Consider the following 22,158-nt stretch of genomic DNA (forward strand, 5'->3'; position numbering starts at 1 on the left):
ATTACAATGCCTCGCTTTGTTGCTGTAACGATGAGGATGCCGGGCCTGGTTTGACACGGCGGATAAACTGCCGCAGCACATCGTGCGCGACGCCGCCAAGGCCCCGCGGCATGAACAGGACGACAAGGACGAAGATGAGGCCGATGATCGCTTTCCAGGCCTCGACCAGCGCTTCGGTCTCGCTGACCTCGGCCTCGATCATGTTGATCAGGATCGCGCCGATGCAGGCGCCGAGCAGGGAGGAGCGGCCGCCGACGGCAGCCCAGACGACCATCGTCACCGAGAAAGACAGGTCCATGAAGGTCGGCGAGGCGAACTCCGCGACGACCACATAGAGCATGCCGGCAACGCCGGCGATGCCTGCAGAAATGACAAAGAAGAATACCTGGTAAAGAGAGACGTCGAAGCCAAGATAGCGGGCGCGAAGCTGATCGTCGCGGATCGCCTGTAGGATCATACCTGCACGGGTCTCCACGATGAGACGCGCGCCGATGAGCGTCAGGGACAGGCATGCGGCGCACAGATAATAGGTTGCCCGGCTGTAGGGGTCGAATTCGATGCCGCCGATCGTCAGCCAGCCAAGATCGGTCAGGCCGTTGAAACCGTTCGTCACCGGTTGCGCATCGACCATGACGAGACGCACAAGCAGAACAAGCGCCAGGGTGATGATCGAGACAAAGACACCGGAAATACGCTTGCGGAAAACCAGCATGCCGAGTGCCCCGGCGATCACGACGGGAAGCACGATGCCAAGCACGAGACCCACGGACTGGCTCTGAAACGGAAGCCAGAGGAAGGAGCCCTTGTTGATACAGCAAAGTTCCGTCGGCGCGCCGGGCTCGGCATTCCACAGCATGAAATCCGGAACCGGCCTGTCGGAGCCCTGTTGCAGACTGGTCAGGCTCGACAGTTTCAGCGACATGGCGAGCATGTAGGCGCCCAGGCCAAAAAACAGCCCTTGGCCGAGATTGAGAATGCCGGCATATCCCCATGTGAGCGCAATGGCGACGCCGAGCATGCCGTAGACCAGATATTTCGAAATGCGGTTCAGCCAGAATTCGTCACCGAAAACCGGCGCTGCAAAAATCACCGCGATGAAAAGCACATAGGCGGCGATCTGGAATTTTCGTTCGATGCTCATGTTAGCGCCCCTTGAACGAGAATAGCCCGCTGGGCTTGACGAGAATGACGAGGATGACGACCCCGAAGACGACGGCGCGCGCCAGAATGTCGTTCGTTCCAATCGCCACCAGCGCATTGATTTCGCCCAGAAGCCCTGACGACAGGGCCGTGCCGAAAAGGCTGCCGACCCCGCCGGTCACCACGACCATGAAACCGTCAACGACCATCGTCGTGCCCATGTCGGGGAAAACGGTCTTGAAGCCGGACATCATTACGCCGGCGACGCCCGCAAGGCCGGAACCGAAGGCGAAAGTCAGGGCATTGATGCGTTTCACATCGATGCCGCAAGCGGCGGCCATTTTTGGATTACGGATGATGGCGCGCACCTGCATGCCCGCTGTCGTCCGGTAGAGAATGAACCATGTCGCCAGCGTCAACGTGGCCGTCACCGCGATGATGAAGGTGCGATACGCGTTGATGTCGGCGCCGGCGAACCTGAAGGTGCCCTGCAGATACGAAGGCACGGCGACGTTTTGCAGTCCGGCTCCCAGGCCCTCGATATGAATGCCGAAAAAGCTGAGGCCGAATTCGAGCCTTACGGCCTGCTGCAAAAGGATGGCAATGCCCCAGGTGGCAAGAAGCGTGTCGAGCAGGCGGCCGTAAAGCCTGCGCACCACCACCCGCTCGATCACCAGGCCGAGCAGGGCGGTCACGACAAAAGCCAGGGGAATTGCGAACAGAAGGCCTGTTTTCAGCCAGATGCCCGAGAGGACGGCGACGTAGGCACCGATCATGACCATTTCGCCGTGGGCCATGTTGATGACGCCCATGGCGCCGTAGGTGATGGCAAGACCGAGTGCCACCAGAAGAAGGATTGAGCCGAGACTGAGGCCGATAAAGAGAATGTCGAGCATAACGCCACCGTTCGTGAGAAGGGCGGATCAGACTTTGTCCTGCTCCTTGCCTGCCCTAAAATCGGGTTGGCACCGAGCAGAGGAAAAAACGCAGATCCGCCTTGCCGAGACATGATCCCGCCAGGCATGGCTGGCGGGAGGACGCGGAAAGAGGGGTCAGCCCTTGAGCTTTGCTGCGTCGAGACCGTTGCTGGTGCAGAAAAGATTGCTTTCCGTCTCGCCATAGGCCGAATAGGGCAGCGGCTTGATCGGTGACGGGTAGGCGTTGACGACCTTGCTTTGTCCATCCGGCTGCCATTGGCCGATACGCGGCGTCAGCCAGCAATGCAGGTTGTCGGGGTCGGTGGTCACCTTGCCGCCGGGCGCGTCATAGGTCTGGCCACGAATGCCGGCCCTGATAGCATCGGCGGACAGATCGCCGGATTTCTCCACTGCCTGCTTCCACAGGAATACCTGGAAATAGGCGGCCTCGAGCGAATGGTATGTCACTGCCTTCGGATCGTTGACGAAGGTCCTGAAGCGTTCGATGAAGCTCTTGTTGGCCGGCGTTTCGATCGACATAAAATATGGAAATGATGTGTAGCTGCCCGCCGCATATTCGGCGCCCATGGCGGCGATCTCGATTTCGGAGGTCACTGTCGCGCAGATCGGGATGACCTCCTGCGAGAGGCCCTGGTTCTTGAACTCGCGGTAGAAGGCGATGATCGAGTCGCCAACCACGTTGGAAAGAACCACGTCGGCGCCCGATTCTTTGATCTTGCTGACCATGACAGCCCATTCGGAGTGTCCAAGTTCCAGATATTCGTCCGCCACCCATTCTGCGCCCGCCGCCTCGATCAGTTTCTTGGAAACCTTGGCCATCTCGCGCGGATAGACATAGTTGGAGCCAACGATGAAGAACTTCTTCTTGCCCAGTTTCTCGACAATCCAGGGAATGTAGTTGGAGAGCTGCTGGTTTGGAACGGCGCCGGAATAGACGACGTTGCGCGAGCACTCAAAGCCCTCATAGTGCGTCTGGTAGAACAGCATCGCGCCGCGCCGTTCGAAGATCGGCAGCACGGCCTTGCGGCTGGCAGAGGTGTGGCAGCCGAAGATGGTGGAAATCTTGTCCTTGAGGATCAGTTTCGATGCTTTTTCGCTGAAGGTCTTCGGATCGGAAGCGCCGTCTTCGACGACGACTTCCACTTGGCGGCCAAGAACGCCGCCGGCTGCGTTGATTTCGGCCACGGCCATCATGACACCGTTGGCGAGAAGCTTCTCGGCGACAGAAAGCCCGCCCGTCTGGGAGTAGAGCGCACCGACCTTGATAGCATCGGCTGCAAATGCCCGGCCGCCCAGCGCCGGCAAGGCGAGTGCGGCGGAAGCTGTGGCTGCGGTTTTCAGAAAGTCACGTCTGTTGAACACCATCTTGGTTCCCCTTTTTTTGATTGGCGCACGCGACGGCACTGCCCGGCTCTACGGCGAGGCTTTCATGCCGAAAAAATACTGGAAGGCCGACTTCACTGTCAGCAGATAACAAAAAACCCGCGAGGCTTTTCACAGCCTGCGGGCACCCTTGCCATCATCGCATCACGGCTGCGCCGCGTGCAACAGCGGCACATGGCTTCGCGAAACGAAGGGATGTGCCGGAGGTGTTCATCTGGAACACATCAAAAACTAATCATGTTTTTGGGAAGGGCGCAAGAGCTGTTCGGCGTTGATAATCGAATTGGCGATTTCATCGATTGGGACCCGCCGAGCCATCGCTTGCTCGCGCATTTCACGATACGCCTCATTCTCGCTCGTGCCGCGATTGGCCATGAGAATGGCCTTTGCCCGGGCAAGCTTCTGGTCTCCCAAGACCTTGCGCTTATATTTACGGGCTTCCTTGACGAGCCTTTGGCGCTCAAGCCAGAGACTGCGCGCTATGGCGAGATTTGTCAGCAGGCCGAACGGTTTGATCGGTCTCTCGACAATGGCAAGCGCGCCGCTTTCCAGAACGATCTGCAATGTGGAGGGATTTTCGTAACCGACGATGGCGAGCATGGTCGGAGCGGGATTGGGGAGGCACTTCAGCAGGCGTTCGATTTCCGGTCGCGCCTCGTCTTCCATGGCAAGAAAGACGACATCCGTGCCGTGTGGCAACTCGGCAGGGACCGGCCAGAGGCAACTGACCGTACAACCGATACGGCGCAGGTGATCAACGAGAAACTCTCCTTCGGATGTCCGGGGATGAATCACCAGAACCTTGAGGTCCCGCAAATCTCTGAGAAGGGCGAAAGACATCGTCGCTCCTTCTCAGACCTGAACACGATGTGGGAACGGCTGCGTCAGATCCGGGCGATATTCTCGCATGAAGGGATCTGGCGCCACGCGCAGCGACGGGTCATGGACGATGTCATAGCTGCCTTGCGCATTTACTTTTGCAACCCTTGGCCACAGATGGGTGTGGTTCGTCAGCCGGTCTATCTTCACAGCGCCCTGCGGAGCGTCGTACTCGACCTCGTAAAGGGCTGGAAGAAGCTGCTCCAGCCCGTCGCCACCGGCCCGCTGCAAAGCTCCCGCATAGAGATAGACCTGGAAATAGGCCGCTTCGGCCGGCGCGGTCGGCAGCATCTGCTGGCCGTATCGCTGTTGGTAAGCCAAGACGAAGGCACGCGCGCGAGGCGTATTCAGGGAGGCGAAAAACGGGGCCGCGGTGATATGCCCCTCGGCCACTTCCGGCCGCATCCGGATCACGTCGGCCTCGCTTGTCGACTGACTGGCGATTGGCATCGTCGCTGAATCAAAACCCGCCTCTTTGAACGCCGTGTAGAAGGGAATGATACCGTCGCCGACGATTGTCGAATAGATGACATCCGGCCGTGCCGCGCGAATATGCCGGATGATTTTGGCGACATCTTCGGGTTTTAGGTTGAGAGGAACATATATTTCGTCCAGCACCTGACCGCCCAGCTGAAGAAAGAGATCGCTGATCGTCCGGTTGGATTCGTAAGGGTAGACGTAGTTCGAACCCACAAGGAAAACCCGCTTTCCATAATGCTTGGTGAGGAAGTCGACCAGCTGCACGGAGTTTTGGTTGGGTGCGGCCCCGGTGTAGATGCAGTGCCGAGAGTATTCAAACCCCTCATACAGTGTCGGATAGAATAGCAGGGCATCTCGAGCTTCGATGACGGGCAGTACGGCTTTGCGGGTGCTAGACATATGGCAACCGAAAACGACCCGGACCCGATCCTCGTCGCAAAGCTTGACCGCAAGTTCCTTATAGAGATTGGGCGTCGATTTAGGGTCATAGGCGACAGGCTCGATCATCCGGCCAAGGACGCCGCCAGCCGCATTGATTTCGTCAATCGCCAGCAAGGTCGCGAACCTCTGGGTTTTTTCGACGGCTCCGGTCACACCCGTCTCGGAGAACAGCACACCGACCCGCCAGCTTTCTGAATGCATCATCGCCCACCAAAAAATAAAAAAGCTCCCGCCCGTTTCCGGTCGAGAGCTACCCTGCTCATGGAATATCAGCGGCCCGTTGAAGCCTGCAAAACGATGATGTCAGTTTCCTTGTCCGGTGGCAACATAGAGGAGAGCTGAAAACACTCGCAAATCTAAAATCATGGGATCAAAATTCTTCCGCGTGTTCGCCTGAGCATCGAGAATACGCACACACCCTCTTTGCTCCACCGAGCGATGTCTAACTACCCTTCATCCGCGCGGCGCTATTCGGTAGCCTGGATGGAACGCGATATGGACATCGGTTCCACCGCCAAGTCGGCTTCGACAGCGGCGGCCAACACCACATTGCTGAGCTGTAACCGGAGGCAATTTATGTCTCAGCTGGATCTTCGATCGCCTTCGCAAGGCGTTCAAGTTCGACGGAGTAGCAAAAAAAACTGAACAGTACCAACAGGATCAAAGCCCCCTGCAGAACCGTGTGACCAAGCGGAGGCAGCGTGTTGGATTCCGGCAAGTGTCGAAAGAAGATCGTTGAGAACAAGACGCCTCCGAACAGGAAGGCCAGGCGTGCGGCAAACGATAAGAGGTGAGATACGAATATGGAGTGGAACGGTGCGCGGACCTCGACCCAACGCATTCTTGTCCAGTAGCTTGCCTGTAAAAGCAGCGCAACCGCAAGGATTGTGAGCAATGTCGACACGGGCACTTGTTGGCGTTCGCCAAGATGGGTGACGACGGCGTAAAAGATCGGGAAGATAACCCGGAGCAGGAATGCGACCGCCAGGGACTGGAGCACGATGAGTGATCCGTAAGCGAGAGCATTTTTCCTTCGATCAGTCATCATGCGCATTCCCTTCGAGCCGCCTGGAGAGGCTGCGCCCTATGGGTCAATGGCCCACCGCCGGCGCAATGATCCCTAGACGCCCTAGCCCACTGACAATCAGCTGGACTGCGACAGCGGTCAGCAAAATCCCGAACACGACCTCTGAGACGACCATGCTCGCTGGCTTCATGTGTTTGGACAGCTTGTCGGTATTGGTAAAAACGACATAGTCGAAAGCAGCGACAATCAGGATCAGAACAGCGACAACTACCGCGCTGGCGACTGAGACAACTTCGCCAGACGCCAGGATTATGACGGTTATGCCGACGGGGTTGAGCAAATAGGGAACCGCAAGCGGGAACACTGCGAGTTTGTCCGGATCGATCGGATCGGCAAGCTCGTCATGCGGCTTTTCCGTCGGTCCGGATGCCATCTTGATCGCTATGAGCGCAAGGATGATGCCACCTGCCACAGCGACGGCGCCGCCGGTTATGTGGAGAAGTCGCATCAGAAGCGCGCCGGTCGCAAAGAGGATCAGTGCTGTGACGAGTGCTGTCAGTACCATCTGGCGGCCGATGCGCACTTTGGTCGCGGTGTCGAAACTATGGGTTTTCTCAAGAAACGGCACGAGGGCAATTTTTGGACCCATGCCGATCAAAAGCAAAAGAAGAAGCTTTCCGACAAGCGTGGCGTCGATGGTGTTGAAGTCCATGGAAGATCCCCTTCGTTGATGATCTGCGCGTGCGCGAGCAGCATGATTGTCCCAGCCAAGCAGTTTCAGTGCGGGCAAACGTCCCAGAAGCCGGTCGTTTTGGCCGGAGACGTGTAATACCAGCACTGGCCGGGCTGCGGCGGTGTACCAGCCAGTGCGACAGCTGCTGCACCGGTGACGACGCCAATGGCTGCGCCTGCAGCTATCGCGGCGCCCGGCCGCCAGTAGCGGCGGGGAGCAACAACGACAACGCCGCGCCGCGCTGGCCGGTAGGCCGGGGCCGCAGGCCGATGGGCAGGGCGATATGCGGGTGCATGACGACGTCCGGCAGCAGCGCAACCGCGCGGTCCGCACGCCGCCACACCGCAGCCTCGGGGGCCGCAGGCTGCAGCCCCACGACGGGCTTCAGCGGTCGAGGGTAAAAGAACCGGTATGCTGATCAGCATCAGCACGGCGATCAGGCTGAGTAGGTGTGATACGATTTTTGAGGTTTTCATTTCATATCCTCCTTGTGATCTTTGATGGCGTTTCGCCTGGTTCACTTCGTGATCAAGCTGGCCCGGGCACGGTCACGGCGTTGTGTTTTGCCAGCGCCTGTTGGGCAGCGGCAGCAAGACCCTCTTCCTTTCCGCCTGCGACTTGCACGGTCGGAACGGCGATCTTGATGCCTTGGGCGTTGAATGCTTCCCGCAGCATTGCATAAGCTCTGCGACGGATGGCCGATTGCAGTTGGGTAGGTTTCAACGTCATCCCAAAGCTCAATTTTATTCCAATGTCTGTGATCTCTTCGACGCCTTTCATTTTGAGGTTCTCAATAATGAACGGCTGGAATTCGGGGTCATCGTACAGGGCTTTGCCCACGGCTTTGGTGATTGCCTTGACCTGGGCGACGTCGGATTCGTAGGACACGGACAGCAGGAATTTGACCACTGACCAGTCGCGGCTCATGTTCTGGACGGCACCCAGTTCACTGAATGGGACGATGAATATCGGGCCCCTGTGGTGCCTAAGCTTGACCGAGCGGAGACTGAACGCCTCGACGGTTCCTTTGTAACTGCCGCTCTGAATGTATTCACCAATCCGGAATGCATCGTCGAGTAGATAGAACATGCCGCTGATGATGTCCTTGACGACGGTCTGCGCACCAAAGCCAATGGCGACGCCTACGACGCCAGCACCGGCGATCAATGGTCCGATCTCGATTCCGAGTGAAGACAGGGCCATCATGATCGCAATCGCTGCAAAAAGGATCATGACGAAGTTGCGCAGGATCGGTAGAAGAGTTCTCAAACGGGTACGCCGCCGCTCCCGCTCGCTTCCAATCTCAAGCGCGGCTTCCGTGTCTCCCATTTTCCGATCGATCAGCACTTTAACGACATTCCATGCCAGATCGACGACGAGGAGAATGATGCCGGCGCTTAGCACTCCACGTAAGAGCCGTAGCGCGGGTGAATCCTGCATCGTCATCTCGGTCAGTCGAACGTCCATGACATCGGCGAGGAAGAGGATGGCTGCAACGATCAGGGCTGCCCTTATCCCACGCTCGACGACAACCGAAACCACTGTGACACGTTTATGACCATCCTCTTCAGCGCCGGAGCGGCGCAGAATGTTGTTTATAGATGCTTTGGTAAGAACGATCGCGCCTGGCAATGCGGCGCAGACGACCATAATCCAGAAAAGCGTCGTCGCGCCCGCCACCCAGAGCAACCAGATACCGGTTAAATAGGCAGTCCAAAGCCAGTTGCGACCATTCAATCCAATCCGGCTGCCCTGTAACGTGGAGGAATGAGGCGGGCGTCGCCATATGGCCTCGATAGCAATGCCGAGAAGAATGAAACCCAGGAAGTAGGCCGCGAGCTGCCGCGCCGGGATCGATAGGCCAAGCGTACCGAGAAGCCGAATGGTCACCCAGCCAAAGGCGTACCAACCCACGAGATAGCTCAGTCGTTTTGCCCAGTGACCTGCCGTCTCGTCAGAGATCGGAACCACGCGGAAATGGCCTTTCTCGTTCGAGCGTGGCGCCAAAAACACATCCAGTACTGCGCTGGCGAGGCGGTAAATGACGACAGCGAACAGGAAGCCGACGACGATTTCCCTAACGATCGGTGGCCACTCAAAAAGCAGGAAGAAACCGATGCTGCCCAGCCCGAACGACAGCACGTAAAAAGCCGCCCAGAGCAGCCGGGCGGTTATGGCAATAATCCTGTGCCAAACGGTCGTGAACGAGGCTTCCGCCATCCATGACCGCCAGCCAGCACTGATCCACCAAAATACCCATTGAGCGGCAAGTCCTGCGACAACAAACGCGACCACCAGCACGATGGGCCGGGTCCCGCCAATCGTCTTGATGTCCTGCTCAAGTAAAGCGGCGCCACGCATTGCTTCGGACGGAAAAGAATGTGCAGCGTCGACCATTGCGGCGGCATGGGCGCGGAAACGCATTGTCGATGCGGCAAACGAGGGACCCGCCTCTGCGCTGGTCGAAGGCGGCGCTTCAGGATTCGCTCCACGAGCAACGTGCTGCAACCATTTCTGAACATCGGGATCCGACATTAGGGTGATGAAGTGCTGGACATTGGGTGGTTGTTCCGCCGGAGCGGGCGCGCCAGGCATTTGCGCTGCTACGGCTGAGATGCCAACGAAAAGGATGAGCATCGCCGCAATAGACGTGCGAGATATTTTCATCAGCAAAAATTTCAGGCGCATTACCATTGTCTGTCCCTGTTGTGGTACCTCGGCGCCCTTCCGAAGGACGCTCGACCCGCTAGTGATGACATGCTTCAGTCGAAGTGTTCGGTGTGTTGCAGTGCGATGATTTCCGTGTCGTGCCACCTGAACCAAGAAGGGACTGAACGCCCCCGGCATAATTGTCTCTGGTGTCGGCATCGACGACGGCAACCGGAGCGGCAAGGATCAGCCCTGCGGTACTGCCCACTGCCGCTGCCGTGCCGGTTGTTGCTGCAAGGATCGTATCTCCAAGGCCAATCTTGCTGTCCGTCAAAGTCTGTCCATCAGAAATCCGGGCTCCAATCAGCCGGACGATCTCTGGCGACTCCGCGAACTTCCCGTGGTTGAGGCTGTCCCCGGCTTTGATCATGGTGAGGTCGATTACCGAGATCTGGCTTTCGGCCAATTCACTCTTGTAGGGAGGCTGCTCAGGGTCGATAGCGCCAAGCCTCGCGACGTTGCCCCACACTCGGCGGGACACGGCCAATGCCCGATCATCCCGGGAGACAAATAAAGTGAATTTCGGATGCTTTTTGCCCATGTCGGCGATCTGTTGCCGGAAGACGTCGACGTCGACGTCGGGAGATGCGAGCATCACATTCTTGAACTTGGCCGAAAGGCTTCCATTGCGAATGGCCATTTGACGAAGCGCCTCGAGCGCGAGCCAGTTACCCATGGAATGAGCAAGGATCGAAACTTCCTTCACCTGCTTATCCCTGGCCAGATATTGAAAAAGCAACTCCAGGGCATTGCGCGTATAGTTGGTGCTCTCGCGGTCGTAGCCGTACGCAAGTAGGCTTCCGCGCGACGGCCAGGTGACCAGTACGGGAGCGCTCGCTACGCCGGAATCCTGGACGATTTGGGCAAAGCGATAGACCGAGTCTTCAAATCGATTGTTGAAGCCGTGAATGAAGACCAGCACGCTGCCGTCACGGCTCTTTCTGACGGAAGCGCTCAGCCATTTCCGGGCATCGTCGCGGCTGATTTCCTGTGCCTTTAACGTCGCAAAATCAGTGGCTGGATTGGGAGGAATCCTTTTCGGCCAGGCAACATTACCAATCTTGCGGACATTTCCCGGAGGGATGGACACGGTGATCTCCGCGAAGGCGGCATCCCTTGCGCGTTCACCCGTAAACATCTCGCCTTTGTTCGCGGAGCGACTACGCGTTGTTGTGATCAGCATGTCCACCTTGGTGGATGTGGGGGCGCTATCGGCAACAGGGACAAGAACGTTTTTCGCGTGGCCGCCGCAACCAACGAGAGCTGCGAACATCACACAAAAAGGGAGCCTTCCCATTCGATATGGAAAGCGTCCGTTACGGAGGTCCCTTGTATCGTTGCCGTTCACCAGATCGCCCGCCGCCATTTGTCACAGCTTTGTCCTCGCCACGTCGGCGCACAAAAAACCTATGCGAATGACGGGCTGTTTTCCCGTAACATCGGGTATGTTACGGGCATCCGGCGGACGATGCCGTCATCTGAATGCGTGAAAGTGTGGAAGTTGCCAGAGACAATCACACGCGGCCCCGTAACCGTCGTCTTTCTCGCCCGCTCGCTAGCGTGGTAAAACATGCGAGGCCTTGACGGTGCTGCAATCCGACCCCGGTAAGCTGACCGCACCAGCGTATATTACGGTAACATACTGCACGAGCCGCGCTTCATCAAAGAATATGCCATCGAGACATTCGGCGTCGCCGTGACGCTGTGACGGTGGGAGAGGACAATGGATGAAGGTGTGGCTGCGGTCAGGCTGCGGTTTCCCACAAGAGTTCAGGCCATCAACGAGCTTGCGTCGCGGGACGTCATATTCTGTGAAATCTGCCAGGATTTTGCCGAAGCCCAGACGGAGTTGGCAAGATGGGAGGCGGCTTCTTCCGATCCGGTCCGAGATGACCGTGTGGCCGAATACAGGGAATTGTTGGCGGCCCTTGGCAGAGAGATTGAAGATGCTCTCGCCCGAGCCACCGTTGTCTCTCTTCATCGCTCACCTGGTCCGCGCCCGGTGTAATTCCGCCGGATGGGCAGTTAACTTCGAAGGAACGAGATCGTGGCTTCCGAGATATCACACGAGCCTGTAACTACCCCGCCACCCCGCAATCCCCTGCGGAGGATCGCTTTCGCTGTCGTTTGTCTGGCGCTGGTCCTGTTCGTGCTGTCAATCTTCATGGAGCGGCGGACACCATCAACATCTCAAGCGCAGGTCCAGGCGTATGTCGTTGGTATAGCGCCTGAAGTCACAGGTCGCGTCGTGGAAGTGGGCGTTAACGACAATACGCGGGTGGAGGCCGACCAGATCCTGTTCCGAATTGATCCCCAGCGCTACCAACTCGCCGTGAACGAGGCGGAGGCCGGTCTGGCCAGTGTCGGCCAGTCAATCGGCGCATCGACCGCTGCGGTGGATGCCGCCCAAGCAAAGCTTGTCCAGATCCGTGCCGACAGGGACAACCTTCGCGACCAATATGCCAGGGCCTCCGAACTCCTCAAAAACGGCGTGTTTTCAAAAGCCCGTTTCGACGCCGCCAAATCTGCCTTCGATCAGGCAGAGGCCTCGGTTTCCGGTGCGCAGGCTGATCTCACCAAGGCCCGCGAGCAGCTCGGCCCTTCCGGAAACGACAATCCGCAACTGCGCGCAGCTCTTGCGGGATTGGAGAAGGCCAGGCTGGACCTGATGCATACCACAGTGCGGGCGCCTTCGTCCGGGGTCGTGACAAACCTTCAGCTCACCAGTGGCAAGGTCTTGCCAGCCGGCCAACCGGCCATGACCTTTATCGATGTGGGCACCATCTGGATCAATGCCGCGTTCAAGGAGAACAGCCTCGAAAATGTCGTCGTCGGCAACAGGGCGGAAATCCTTTTTGATGCCCTTCCAGGCCGACTGTTCCCTGCCACGGTAGAAAGCGTCGGCTTCGGTGTCTCGCAAGGGAGCACGGATCCGAGCACCGGGTTGCCAACCATGCGCAGTGACAGCGGCTGGGTCAAGGAAGCGCAGCGGTTTCCGGTCCGTCTCAATATCGATGAAGCTCAAAGACCCAAGGGCGGCGTGCGCTACGGTTCGCAGGCGACCGTCATCATCTATACCGGTAACAATCCGGTCACCAATGCTTGGGGATCACTCTGGATCCGTATCATGTCGGTGCTCACCTATGTCAACTGACAGCACCGCCGCCCAGCAGAAACGAAAAGGATTGCGGGTCGCTCTTGCGGTTTCGATCGGCTTTGTGCTGGCGGTGTATTGGGGGGCCTTTGTTCCGTTCCTCGGGCCGCTTTTCGCCGCGCAATTTCTGCTGGGAAGCTCTCGACCGATGCCGCTTGCCAAGACACTTGGCGCGGCGCTCGTCATTCTGGTCGCGGGAATGGCGATGATGATCTTGACCAGCAGCCTCGGCAATCGTCCTGTTCCCTTTCTCCTGCTTCTGGGGCTAACCTATTTCCTGTGTTTTGCCTTACAGGCGTCGGGAAAGGGCGGGCCTGCGGTCTTTCTGGTGTTGGTGGTCGCGATCATCGTTCCGCTGCTCGGTATTTTGAACGATGAGTTGGCCAATTCCATCCTCTCGATTCTTGTTGGTGGCGTGTTGTCGGGCACGCTTTTGATGTGGCTCGCCCATGCGATCTTTCCCGAACCGGTAGTTCTGGACGGAAGTGCCGCGCCATCCTTCGACCAGCCGCCGGCTCTGCTGAGAGCATTGGCCAATACGCTGATCCTGCTGGCATCTGTCGTGATCTGCCTGACGAGCGAAAATCTGACGGCCGCGGCGGTCATTCCGATCACCGTTGCATCCTTACTCGGCCAGCTCGACGTCGCCGCAAGCACGCGGGCAGCTGTTGGGCTTATAATGGTCAATCTATTCGGCGGCGTCCTCGCATCTTTAGCTTATGCGATCCTCACGCTTCGCCCCAGCCTGTTCTCGATCTTTCTGATTGTCCTTGTCGTTGCCCTCTTTCTGGGAGGTCGGGCAGCAGCTCGTACCAGGGAGGCGCCGATGTTTGCCGGTGCTCTGACGATTTTCCTTATCCTGTTCGGGCTCGGTGTGTCGCCCCTGCCTGGCAGTGCTGCGGAAAGCTTCGCCACCCGCATTGTCTATATCGCGTTAGCTTTGACCTACACTCTGTTGCTCGCCACCATTCTGTGGCCCAGAAGGCCGCACCTGAGAAGGATAAACCCATGAAAACGCAGCTCGTCTGATTTCTACAGCGGTGCGTGGATCTGGAAGTATCCGCGTAAGATGTGGGCGTTCGAAAAAGGCCTGAAGGAAAGAGATATTGGCGTCACCTTTCCTACCTGCCCGTTTGGTACGTCGCAGCGGGCGGCATTTCGATTTTCAGCGTATTAAGCCTCTGCGCTAGCGCGGCTGCAAATCCGAAGCACTGATGGTTATCGCAGCGGGTTCTTTAACCTTGGGAGGCAGCATTCCGGCTTTGCGAAGTCCCTCTACCAGTCGGTCACGATCACCTGGCTGTACGTTCCGCATCGCCAGTTCTTCAACGACGTTTGGCAGGAAGTCCGGGCGCATTCGAACGAAAATCTCTGCCTCGTGCCGGGCTTGATCCATCATTCCGGCATCTGCGTATATGACCGCCGCAACCGCATGAAACAGCGGAAATTTTTGCATATCAGCCTTGGTGATCTCGCGGACGGCGGTTGAATTGTCGTGGAGCATGTAGGCTGCAAGAGCGCGTGTGCCGTTATAATAGCCGCTGCCGCCTGGATTGAGTGCGATAGCCTGATCAAGCAGGTTGGCTCCCCGTTGCCACTGGCCGCCAAGGGCTAGTCTGGTGCCGAACTCGCCCATCAACTCGGTGTCGTTGGGGTTGGTAGCGAGGGCCACTTCGCCTACTCGCATCGCCTCGGTAAGCTCCCGGTTGAAAAACAGGGCCATCATCAACGCCTGAAGCCCTCGCGTGTTGCTCGCATCAAGCTGGGTCGACCGCCGCGCCGCGCGAAGCGCCCGCTGTAATGGTGTTTCCGGACCTTGGCCCCTATTGAATTTGAAGCGGTCTTCATCGAGATAGATGATTGATAGCATCGCCCAGGCAGTGGAAAAGGTCGGATACCGCGCAACGGATGTTTCCAGGCATTCGCGAACGTGTGCATGCTCTTCGGGGCTGAGCTCGCTACGATATGCGTAAAAGCGCAGGCTGCATTCGTATGCACCAAGATCCTGCGGTGGAGGATTTGCGGTGTCGGCCTGTGCCATCACACCATATGGTTGCGCAATGGCGGTGGCGACTCTTCTGGCCACGTCCGCCTGTATGGAAAACAGGTCTTTCGATCCGAGATCGTTGTCATAATCCCGGGACCAGACTATTTCGCCATCGTCGGTGTCCAGAAGACGGGCTGTCACGCGCAGGCTGTTTCCAGCAGTTCGCACACCCCCGGTCAGAAGATAACGGGCCCCAAGCTCTTCCCTAACTTTGGATACATCGACGTCCGACGGCAGCGCTTTGGACGTCTCGCGACCAAAGACCTTGATCTCCTTGAAGCGGGGCAGGGCAGTCAGAAGCTCCTCCGTAAGCCCGAGGCTGTATAACTGGGCGTTTGGTCCATCGCCCAAATTGGCGAAAGGAGCCACAATTAGGGCGGGTCTGTCGGGAGCCGTGCTTTCGGCTAACTCTTCTGTTGGCGCCAATCTTGAGTGACTTGAGAATTGATAGGCAGACGCAGCCGTAAGCAGGGCAAGGCAAGTAAGTGAAAGCCGCCTCACGCTCCACCATCGGACCATCGGCGATAGCTGTGATGCCGGAACGGACCCATTATCGACCTTCTTGGAAACGACCGCAGTATTCAATGAGAACACCGGGGCATATCCGCCCTTCGGTATGTCGATCCTGACCGGGTCCTTGTGACCTTCCACCAGATAATAACGTTCTAGCGAACGCCTTAGACGCGCGGCCTCGATCCGCACGACCGGATCGTCCTGCGTGAAGCTTTCATTGCGGCCGAATACCTCAATTGCGATGGAGTAACCCTTGATGCGGGCGGCCCGCCCGGCGATGGCTTCCTCGACAACATATCGCAGAAATGCGGCACTTCGCCCCAAGCCGGGAAACTCCGCGCTCGCGACGATGCGTTCGAGTTGCGACCGGATTTCCTCTACTCCCGGAGGGTCTCGTGCTGCAGTTGAAGCCGTGGACACCGTCGTCTGCATAGCCGCCTCCCGTCCCCCTCGAGATTCATCGCATGCGTGTAGTGTGTTGTGAGCTTACACCCGAGATATGGGCGCGTCCATTGTTCCGTCGAGCCGTCGCCTGTGAAAGCCCGCTGTTTTTGTCTTTATATGCACATAAGGCTAACGCCTTGAGCAAACGTTTCGTTAGTTGCGGTGCCCGACGATTGCACCCGATCAGGCATTTAAGATCGAGAGCGAGCTGGTTGCCATGTTCTTGGCGTCCCAACAGCATGTTCCCGGTGGTGCTACATTTCCATCATCTATGCCGACTGATACGTCCGCTTTCCGTGGACGGCAACGCCGTAGTTTCGACTGTAACAGAGTTGACTCTGGCAACTGGGCAAAGCGCCTGCATTCCAGTCGTGAATTGCGAGGCGCTATGGCCGGCTGCTAGTCGGGCCTCCTGCAATCTGAGATGCTTGTGGTACTGACTAGGACTGAACGCTGTTATCGCCAGAAAATGGCGATGCAGGCTTGCGCGGCTCATGCCGCTGGCATCGCGATCTTCGAGATGGTCGATGCGGTGTTCGCGCCTCTTTTCCGGTACTTCGGTTTCATCGACCCAGCCATAACGCAGACGATATCTCAGGGTCTCCCGCGCGTCACGCGATGGCGCGAGGCTTTGACTCTACGAGCGAGTGTCGTCGCAGCGGTCAGTCAGGACTACGGTCAGCGGTTCAAGCAACCTCTGGCCGCGCACCGGGTGCTTTTGGCGGATTGATGCCCCCCAGGCCAGCCTTTGCTCGCTTGGTGTCTTGACCCGGGGGCGCTCCGAAGAGACGCCTGTATTCGCGGCTGAACTGCGACGCGCTCTCATAGCCGACGGCGAACGCAACTTCGGCTGCACCTGCCTGGTTCGCGATCATGCGTCGGCGGGCCTCGTGGAGCCGGATATATTTCTGATACTGAAGCGGACTGACGGCGGCGACGGCTTTGAAGCGATCGTAAAAGACGGATACACTCATGCCGGCAAGTGCCGCGACCGCCTTGAAATCGAGACGTTCGGCGTAGTGGTCGCGTATCCAGGCCATTGCCTTTCGGATGTGCATCAGACGCGAGTCAGCCCCGGCAATCTGACGCAGCAGGCCGCCATGCGGCCCCATCAGTAGCCGAAACATCAGCTCATGCTCCAGAGACTGAGCCATAACGTGGATTTCGGATGGGCGATCGAGCAGTTCTACCAATCTCCCCCAAGCACCGAGAAGCGGCGCGCTCGCGGTGCTGACGCCGTATCCCGATTCCATCGGTAACTCCGGCATCGCCGCCATCTCAAGGACGAGGTCGGACAGCATAGGCGGGTCCAGATATAAACCGATTGCGACAAACGGTCTGTCTGGCGACGCTTCGCAAACTTGGCCCAAGGCGGCAATCTCGGCTGCGACGATCATGCTTTGGCCGGGTCCGTATTCAAACATCTTGTCGCCGATAAACATGCGCTGCGTACCCTGGATCACCAGGGACGCCGCAGGATCGTAGATCAGCGGATCGACCTCGGTCGTATGGTCGAGAGTATACGCGAACAGTCGCGGCAATTTAAGACTGGGACGGCCAGCATGACGCATGGCGATGGCGCGTATTTTGTCGAGTTCGCTCATGGAGTCACCCTAAGTCGATTGCCCAGTTTTATCAAGTATTCCGGAAGATCAGGCAAGAGTGCCGGAAGTTTCGGCATCGTGGCATTGGGGTCGAAATCCTAATATCGCGGCAAGACAGAGGCCAACGGGGCTTCTGATGGCCCAGGAGAAACTGCCATGCCCACCCCAATCGAAACCGTTTCGGCTTTTTGCGCCACGTTCGTTGAAGACGGCGGAAGGCCAGCCGTGCGCCGCTGGTTCACACCCGCCACGCGCTGGGTCAATGAAGGCGTGTCAGTCACGACGGGCGCCGACGAGGCCATTGCGATGATCGACGGACTGGAGACATCGCTGGGAATATCGACAGTCCATATCGATATGCTCGCGATTGCCGCCGATGGATCCCGCGTTCTCACCGAAAGGCTTGACCGGTTCGAGCGCGCCGACGGCAGTGAAATCGGGCGCGTGATGATCATGGGAATTTTCGAGCTCGAAGGCGACAAGATTGTCGAATGGCGGGACTATTTCGACGTAACCGCCGTCCAGAAGTTCTCTGCCGGCTAGCACGGCAGCTTGCGAACGATGATGTTGAGTGCAGGGACTATTGTCTCCGCACTCAACACAAGGCAGTCGACTGGACTTTCGACGACAGGCCGCAATCCTTCCAAAGCAGATGGGCCACGTCCCGAAGGCTTCTCACCGCAAAGACTTCAAATAGTCAGTAGGTCTTTAGCTGGAAGCGAATTGTCATGTCTTTCGAGAAACTCCACCATGGCAGCCTTGAGCGCCACGCCACTGACGCGGGTCCTCATCATATCCCTGGTCAGCGTCGCAATGATCTCGGCAGCTTCGCAGACCGGCAGACCACCATCCCTGATATTGGAGACACAATTTCGGCTGGAATCCAGGTTTCCCGACTTGGGACCGTAAGTGATGTAAGCACCGAGGCTGTCGGCAGCTGAAAGTCCCGGACGTTCGCCGACAAGCACGATCGTCAGTTTTGCACCTAATGCCTCACCGGCAGGATCGCCGAGCGCGACGCGCGCCTGGCTCGCCAGCACAATTGGTGCAGCGGTCAGGTTCAGGATAGCGAGCTTCGGAACAAGCGCCTCGATCAACGGCACGGCATTGAGATCGATCGCGTGGGACGACAGGCCATCCGCGACGATAATTGCGACATCATAGCCATTGATCGTTCTCTCATGTTTCAGCCGTTTTTCGGATTCCGCCGCAAGCCGCCGGCCAAGATCCGGCCGCCGCACATAGGTGCTGCGGTCACTTGCCATGCTATCGACATTGACAGCCGGAAGGCCGAGACGATCGAGCCTGTCTGCCAGCGAGGGCCGGTCGACGCTCGTCCAGACCGCTTCGCGTGCCCGCGCGTGGTCGAGAAGGAATGCGAGTTGAGCGCGTGTCGGAAGACCCGCGCCATGACGGCCGAGCGAAACACGCGCATCGGTCATATCCTTGATAGTGAGGTTTTTTCCGGCAGCAGTGGGTTCTCGCACCTCTTCCATGTCAGGCTCCGATGAATGCGCTGTTGCGGACATAATTGGAAAGCGCGACAGGCTCGCCGACCAGCGCGCCATCTGGATCGGTCAGGCCGATTTCGAAAAGCCATTTCTCGAACTCTGGTGCGGGTGGCCGCTTCAGCGTCTCGCGGCAATAGACGGCATCGTGATGCGATAACGACTGGTAGTTCAGCATGATATCGTCGGCGCCGGGAACGGTGATGACGAAATTGACATTGGCTGCGCAGAGGAGCGTCAACAGCGTATCCATGTCTTCCTGATCAGCATCGGCATGGTTGGTGTAGCAGACGTCGACGCCCATCGGCAGGCCAAGGAGCTTGCCGCAGAAATGATCCTCGATGCCGGCACGGATGATCTGCTTGCCGTTGAACAAGTATTCCGGCCCGATGAAACCGACGACCGTATTGACGAGCAGTGGATCGAACTCGCGCGCCACGGCATAGGCACGTGCCTCCATCGTCTGCTGGTCGACGCCGAAATGCGCATCGGCCGAAAGCGCCGCGCCCTGCCCAGTCTCGAAATACATGACGTTTGCGCCCGGCATGCCACGACCAAGCGACCGCCCCGCCTCATGTGCCTCCTTCAGAAGCGCCAGATCGATGCCGAAGCCGCGATTGGCCTTTTCCGATCCCGCCACCGACTGGAAGACGAGATCGACCGGCGCACCGCGTTCGATTGCCTGGATCGCCGTCGTTACATGGCCAAGGCAACAGGTCTGTGTCGGGATCGCAAGCTTTTCCCGCAATTCGTCGAGCAAGGAAACGATGCGGATATAGTCATCCGTCGCATCGGTCGCGGGATTGACGCCAATCACGGCATCTCCCGACCCCATCAGCAGCCCGTCGATGGCAGACGCGATGATACCGCGGCTGTCATCGGTCGGGTGGTTGGGCTGGTTGCGGGTGGAAAGCCGCCCGGCGAGCCCGATCGTGTTTCGGAATCGCGTCACGACACGTCGCTTGGCAGAAACAGCTATCATGTCCTGCAGGCGCATGATCTTCGACACGGCCGCGACCATTTCCGGCGTCAGTCCGAAGGTCACCGCCTCCAGCCGCTCATGCGACGTCTCGGGCTTGAGCAGCCATTCGCGCAATTCACCGACAGTAAGCGAGGAAACTGCGGAAAAGGCTGCCGGATCGTGCCGTTGCGCGATCAGTCGGGAAACCTCGTCATCCTCCGACGAAATGAGCTCCTCGCCGAGAAATGCTTTCAAGGGGAGATCGGCCAGCGCCATCTGGGCTGCCAAGCGCTCGACCGGGCCTTGCGCCGCAATGCCGGCCAGCTGGTCGCCGGAGCGCTCCGGGGTTGCTTTCGCAAGCAGCATTTTCAAGTCATCAAAGCGGAAGACAGTCTGCTCGATTGTCGTCGTATAGGGCATTTGTTCACGTCACCGGTTGAGGAGGGCCAGGGCTTCGTCATGAAGTCTCGGGGTGGCCGACGCCAGAACCCGTCCGTCGGAATGGATCGAAAGCGCATTTCCCCGCCAGTCCGTAATGCATCCGCCGGCACCCGTCACAACGGGCACGAGAGCCATGTAGTCGTAAGGTTTAAGTCCCGTCTCGAGAGCGATGTCGCAATGGCCGGAAGCGATCAGACCATAGATGTAGCAGTCTCCACCGAAACGCCGCAGCCTGGCTTTGCGGGAGAGACGCTCGAAGCTTTCAGCTTCGATGTCCACGAACATATCCGGCGAAGTCGTATAAAAACGGGCGCTGGAGAGGTTTTCGCAGCCGCTGGCGTGGGCCGGCTTGCCAGCAAAGAGTGTCTCTCCCGGCCGGCCCTGCCAGCGTTCGCCGGTGGCTGGAATATCGATCAGACCACAGAATGGCTTTTCCTGAAATGTCAGTGAGACAAGCGTACCAAACAGCGGGAAACCGGTGATGAAGCTCTTGGTGCCGTCGATCGGGTCCAGCACCCATGTAAAGGCGTTACCTGCCTTTACGCCGAACTCCTCACCATGGATGCCGTGATCGGGAAAACGCGCCTCGATCATCTCGCGGAGATGTTTTTCGATCGTCCGGTCGGCGATTGTCACCGGGCTATCGTCGAGTTTTGAGATCACGTCGAGCGGGGTCCGGAAATAGGAGAGCGCCAGCGGACGCGCGGCGTCGGCAAGTTCCGCGGCGAAGGTGATATAGGTCGCAGCTTCTTGCGGGCTGATATCGGTGACTGGCATCAAAGGGCTTTCAGGAACAGGGGCCAACGGGGGTCGTGGATGATCGAGCGGGCGCGCATATGCTTCCAGATTCCGTACTTGTAAAAGTCGAAATCGAGGGTCGATATCCGGTTTTGTACCATCGCCCAGGTGCTCCACTTGATGTCGGCGAGTGCCTTGTGGACGATGAAGCGAGCGTGATGCGCCTTGTCGTAACGACCGAAATACTCCTCGATTATCTCGCAGTCGGTCGCCTCGGAATAGAACATCTCGCCACTCCAGATCGCGAGATCGTAGAGCCTCTCATTATTCGACGCATATTCGAAATCGATCAGCTTGATCGACTTGTCGTCACCGATCAGGAAATTGCCCGGCATCGGGTCGTTGAAACAGGGAACCAGATCGAGCCCGGATGCCTCAAGCGCGGCGCGCGCCTGTCTGTAGTTGCGCAAGAGCCAGTCGTGGTCGAGCGGCCAGTGGCCGTCAAGCTGGCGCACTTGGTCGAAATGTTCCTCGATCATGTCGAAGACGTTTTTGGTCAGCGGCAGGGCAGGGGCATCGTGAAACTGCCGGTAGACGCGCACCGCTTCGTTGCGGATCGCCGGGTCTGCAAAATCCCTATGTGTCGAGGCGCGGCGACCGTCGATGAACTCGGCGATTTCGATGTCGAGGTGATCGAGATAGTCGAATGTCTTCGGGCCGATTCCGATCACTTCCGCCTGCTTGCTGGCGGCAGCGGCGGCCTTGCGATCGATGAACATCTCGGTGCCGCGGCCGGGAATCTTTAGAAAATACCCACGCTCTTCGCCTTCGACCTCGATGCGGAAATTGGTGTTGCTGATTCCGCCGGAAACCGGACTGTAGCGCAGCCTCCGTCCTTCCCAAGGTGGTACCTGGATGATTGCAGCCTCAACTGCCCGTTCGGCATCGGATCGTGCCATTCCCAGTTCATTCATAGGCTTGTTCCCGTTATTGTTTCTAGCCCGTTATCGTTCTCGTA

General features: G+C 58.2%; 20 protein-coding genes. 4 read left to right on the plus strand and 16 right to left on the minus strand.

Going from position 1 to position 22,158, the window contains the following annotated elements; genetic code table 11:
• Window position 1 precedes the first annotated feature (1 nt).
• From urtC to ACQZ63_RS22565, 10 genes are all read right to left on the minus strand, one after another.
• Window positions 2–1,141, minus strand: a complete 1,140-nt coding sequence (urtC, locus tag ACQZ63_RS22520; RefSeq protein ID WP_013637551.1) for an urea ABC transporter permease subunit UrtC — start codon at window positions 1,139–1,141, stop codon at window positions 2–4.
• Between the two features lies 1 nt (window position 1,142).
• Window positions 1,143–2,036, minus strand: a complete 894-nt coding sequence (urtB, locus tag ACQZ63_RS22525; RefSeq protein WP_013637552.1) for an urea ABC transporter permease subunit UrtB — start codon at window positions 2,034–2,036, stop codon at window positions 1,143–1,145.
• Between the two features lie 156 nt (window positions 2,037–2,192).
• On the minus strand, window positions 2,193–3,443 hold the full coding sequence (locus ACQZ63_RS22530) for a transporter substrate-binding domain-containing protein (protein ID WP_013637553.1): 1,251 nt from the start codon (window positions 3,441–3,443) through the stop codon (window positions 2,193–2,195).
• 249 nt (window positions 3,444–3,692) lie between these two features.
• Window positions 3,693–4,301 (minus strand): ANTAR domain-containing response regulator, encoded by a 609-nt coding sequence (locus ACQZ63_RS22535; protein WP_003516987.1) that lies wholly within the window; start codon window positions 4,299–4,301, stop codon window positions 3,693–3,695.
• Between the two features lie 12 nt (window positions 4,302–4,313).
• The gene (locus tag ACQZ63_RS22540) at window positions 4,314–5,465 is read right to left on the minus strand and encodes a transporter substrate-binding domain-containing protein (RefSeq protein ID WP_060641975.1); all 1,152 of its coding nucleotides are present in this window, start codon (window positions 5,463–5,465) and stop codon (window positions 4,314–4,316) included.
• A gap of 370 nt (window positions 5,466–5,835) precedes the next feature.
• Window positions 5,836–6,309 (minus strand): hypothetical protein, encoded by a 474-nt coding sequence (locus ACQZ63_RS22545; protein WP_013637555.1) that lies wholly within the window; start codon window positions 6,307–6,309, stop codon window positions 5,836–5,838.
• A gap of 43 nt (window positions 6,310–6,352) precedes the next feature.
• On the minus strand, window positions 6,353–7,000 hold the full coding sequence (locus ACQZ63_RS22550; protein WP_003516981.1) for a MarC family protein: 648 nt from the start codon (window positions 6,998–7,000) through the stop codon (window positions 6,353–6,355).
• A 65-nt stretch (window positions 7,001–7,065) separates the two neighbouring features.
• A complete protein-coding gene (locus tag ACQZ63_RS22555; protein WP_013637556.1) occupies window positions 7,066–7,497 on the minus strand; it encodes a hypothetical protein in 432 nt (143 codons plus the stop codon).
• A 52-nt stretch (window positions 7,498–7,549) separates the two neighbouring features.
• Window positions 7,550–9,715: a mechanosensitive ion channel family protein gene (locus ACQZ63_RS22560; RefSeq protein WP_111802819.1), complete on the minus strand. Its 2,166-nt coding sequence runs from the start codon at window positions 9,713–9,715 to the stop codon at window positions 7,550–7,552.
• A 52-nt stretch (window positions 9,716–9,767) separates the two neighbouring features.
• Window positions 9,768–11,027: an alpha/beta hydrolase gene (locus ACQZ63_RS22565; RefSeq protein WP_236776521.1), complete on the minus strand. Its 1,260-nt coding sequence runs from the start codon at window positions 11,025–11,027 to the stop codon at window positions 9,768–9,770.
• Window positions 11,028–11,453: 426 nt separating this feature from the next.
• On the opposite strand from ACQZ63_RS22565, the gene ACQZ63_RS22570 reads away from it, so the two are divergent.
• The 3 genes from ACQZ63_RS22570 to ACQZ63_RS22580 are packed head-to-tail and all read left to right on the plus strand — an operon-like array spanning window position 11,454 to window position 13,896.
• The gene (locus tag ACQZ63_RS22570; protein ID WP_035200796.1) at window positions 11,454–11,738 is read left to right on the plus strand and encodes a hypothetical protein; all 285 of its coding nucleotides are present in this window, start codon (window positions 11,454–11,456) and stop codon (window positions 11,736–11,738) included.
• Window positions 11,739–11,777: 39 nt separating this feature from the next.
• Window positions 11,778–12,884 carry an HlyD family secretion protein gene (locus ACQZ63_RS22575; RefSeq protein WP_035252442.1) on the plus strand — a complete coding sequence of 369 codons (1,107 nt, stop codon included), beginning with the start codon at window positions 11,778–11,780 and terminating at the stop codon, window positions 12,882–12,884.
• Window positions 12,874–13,896, plus strand: coding sequence for a DUF2955 domain-containing protein (locus tag ACQZ63_RS22580; protein WP_173998661.1), 1,023 nt, complete (start codon window positions 12,874–12,876; stop codon window positions 13,894–13,896). Before ACQZ63_RS22575 ends, ACQZ63_RS22580 begins: the two co-directional genes overlap by 11 nt.
• Before the next feature lie 174 nt (window positions 13,897–14,070).
• On the opposite strand, the gene ACQZ63_RS22585 is transcribed toward ACQZ63_RS22580, so the two are convergent.
• Both ACQZ63_RS22585 and ACQZ63_RS22590 read right to left on the minus strand, forming a co-directional pair.
• Window positions 14,071–15,876 (minus strand): adenylate cyclase, encoded by a 1,806-nt coding sequence (locus ACQZ63_RS22585; protein WP_112286155.1) that lies wholly within the window; start codon window positions 15,874–15,876, stop codon window positions 14,071–14,073.
• 698 nt (window positions 15,877–16,574) lie between these two features.
• A complete protein-coding gene (locus ACQZ63_RS22590; protein WP_065687652.1) occupies window positions 16,575–17,492 on the minus strand; it encodes an AraC family transcriptional regulator in 918 nt (305 codons plus the stop codon).
• Window positions 17,493–17,648: 156 nt separating this feature from the next.
• Here ACQZ63_RS22590 and ACQZ63_RS22595 point away from each other — a divergent pair, with 156 nt between their 5' ends.
• Window positions 17,649–18,035, plus strand: coding sequence for a limonene-1,2-epoxide hydrolase (locus tag ACQZ63_RS22595; RefSeq protein WP_025591684.1), 387 nt, complete (start codon window positions 17,649–17,651; stop codon window positions 18,033–18,035).
• 146 nt (window positions 18,036–18,181) lie between these two features.
• Here ACQZ63_RS22595 and eutC read toward each other — a convergent pair whose 3' ends face one another.
• Genes eutC through ACQZ63_RS22615 form a run of 4 tightly spaced genes read right to left on the minus strand, consistent with a single transcriptional unit; the run spans window position 18,182 to window position 22,114 of the window.
• A complete protein-coding gene (gene eutC / locus ACQZ63_RS22600) occupies window positions 18,182–18,988 on the minus strand; it encodes an ethanolamine ammonia-lyase subunit EutC (RefSeq protein ID WP_003516961.1) in 807 nt (268 codons plus the stop codon).
• A gap of 1 nt (window position 18,989) precedes the next feature.
• Window positions 18,990–20,381, minus strand: a complete 1,392-nt coding sequence (locus ACQZ63_RS22605; protein ID WP_112286156.1) for an ethanolamine ammonia-lyase subunit EutB — start codon at window positions 20,379–20,381, stop codon at window positions 18,990–18,992.
• A gap of 9 nt (window positions 20,382–20,390) precedes the next feature.
• Complete coding sequence (gene hisN / locus ACQZ63_RS22610; RefSeq protein ID WP_113292228.1) at window positions 20,391–21,179, minus strand: histidinol-phosphatase; 789 nt, start codon at window positions 21,177–21,179, stop codon at window positions 20,391–20,393.
• Complete coding sequence (locus tag ACQZ63_RS22615) at window positions 21,179–22,114, minus strand: choline/ethanolamine kinase family protein (RefSeq protein ID WP_113292229.1); 936 nt, start codon at window positions 22,112–22,114, stop codon at window positions 21,179–21,181. The genes hisN and ACQZ63_RS22615 overlap by 1 nt, the downstream gene beginning before the upstream one ends.
• Window positions 22,115–22,158: the final 44 nt, after the last annotated feature.

The organism is Agrobacterium sp. CG160-95, from assembly GCF_053521725.1.

Excerpts from the sequence above, each read along its gene's own strand:
- ACQZ63_RS22580 (WP_173998661.1), top strand. The coding sequence starts at position 12,874 with ATGTCAACTGACAGCACCGCCGCCCAGCAGAAACGAAAAGGATTGCGG.
- ACQZ63_RS22565 (WP_236776521.1), bottom strand. The coding sequence starts at position 11,027 with ATGGGAAGGCTCCCTTTTTGTGTGATGTTCGCAGCTCTCGTTGGTTGC.
- ACQZ63_RS22605 (WP_112286156.1), bottom strand. The coding sequence starts at position 20,381 with ATGCCCTATACGACGACAATCGAGCAGACTGTCTTCCGCTTTGATGAC.
- ACQZ63_RS22560 (WP_111802819.1), bottom strand. The coding sequence starts at position 9,715 with ATGGTAATGCGCCTGAAATTTTTGCTGATGAAAATATCTCGCACGTCT.
- ACQZ63_RS22530 (WP_013637553.1), bottom strand. The coding sequence starts at position 3,443 with ATGGTGTTCAACAGACGTGACTTTCTGAAAACCGCAGCCACAGCTTCC.
- ACQZ63_RS22545 (WP_013637555.1), bottom strand. The coding sequence starts at position 6,309 with ATGATGACTGATCGAAGGAAAAATGCTCTCGCTTACGGATCACTCATC.
- eutC (WP_003516961.1), bottom strand. The coding sequence starts at position 18,988 with ATGGAAGAGGTGCGAGAACCCACTGCTGCCGGAAAAAACCTCACTATC.
- ACQZ63_RS22535 (WP_003516987.1), bottom strand. The coding sequence starts at position 4,301 with ATGTCTTTCGCCCTTCTCAGAGATTTGCGGGACCTCAAGGTTCTGGTG.
- hisN (WP_113292228.1), bottom strand. The coding sequence starts at position 21,179 with ATGCCAGTCACCGATATCAGCCCGCAAGAAGCTGCGACCTATATCACC.
- urtB (WP_013637552.1), bottom strand. The coding sequence starts at position 2,036 with ATGCTCGACATTCTCTTTATCGGCCTCAGTCTCGGCTCAATCCTTCTT.
- ACQZ63_RS22550 (WP_003516981.1), bottom strand. The coding sequence starts at position 7,000 with ATGGACTTCAACACCATCGACGCCACGCTTGTCGGAAAGCTTCTTCTT.
- ACQZ63_RS22540 (WP_060641975.1), bottom strand. The coding sequence starts at position 5,465 with ATGATGCATTCAGAAAGCTGGCGGGTCGGTGTGCTGTTCTCCGAGACG.
- ACQZ63_RS22595 (WP_025591684.1), top strand. The coding sequence starts at position 17,649 with ATGCCCACCCCAATCGAAACCGTTTCGGCTTTTTGCGCCACGTTCGTT.
- urtC (WP_013637551.1), bottom strand. The coding sequence starts at position 1,141 with ATGAGCATCGAACGAAAATTCCAGATCGCCGCCTATGTGCTTTTCATC.
- ACQZ63_RS22585 (WP_112286155.1), bottom strand. The coding sequence starts at position 15,876 with ATGCAGACGACGGTGTCCACGGCTTCAACTGCAGCACGAGACCCTCCG.
- ACQZ63_RS22570 (WP_035200796.1), top strand. The coding sequence starts at position 11,454 with ATGGATGAAGGTGTGGCTGCGGTCAGGCTGCGGTTTCCCACAAGAGTT.
- ACQZ63_RS22615 (WP_113292229.1), bottom strand. The coding sequence starts at position 22,114 with ATGAATGAACTGGGAATGGCACGATCCGATGCCGAACGGGCAGTTGAG.
- ACQZ63_RS22590 (WP_065687652.1), bottom strand. The coding sequence starts at position 17,492 with ATGAGCGAACTCGACAAAATACGCGCCATCGCCATGCGTCATGCTGGC.
- ACQZ63_RS22555 (WP_013637556.1), bottom strand. The coding sequence starts at position 7,497 with ATGAAAACCTCAAAAATCGTATCACACCTACTCAGCCTGATCGCCGTG.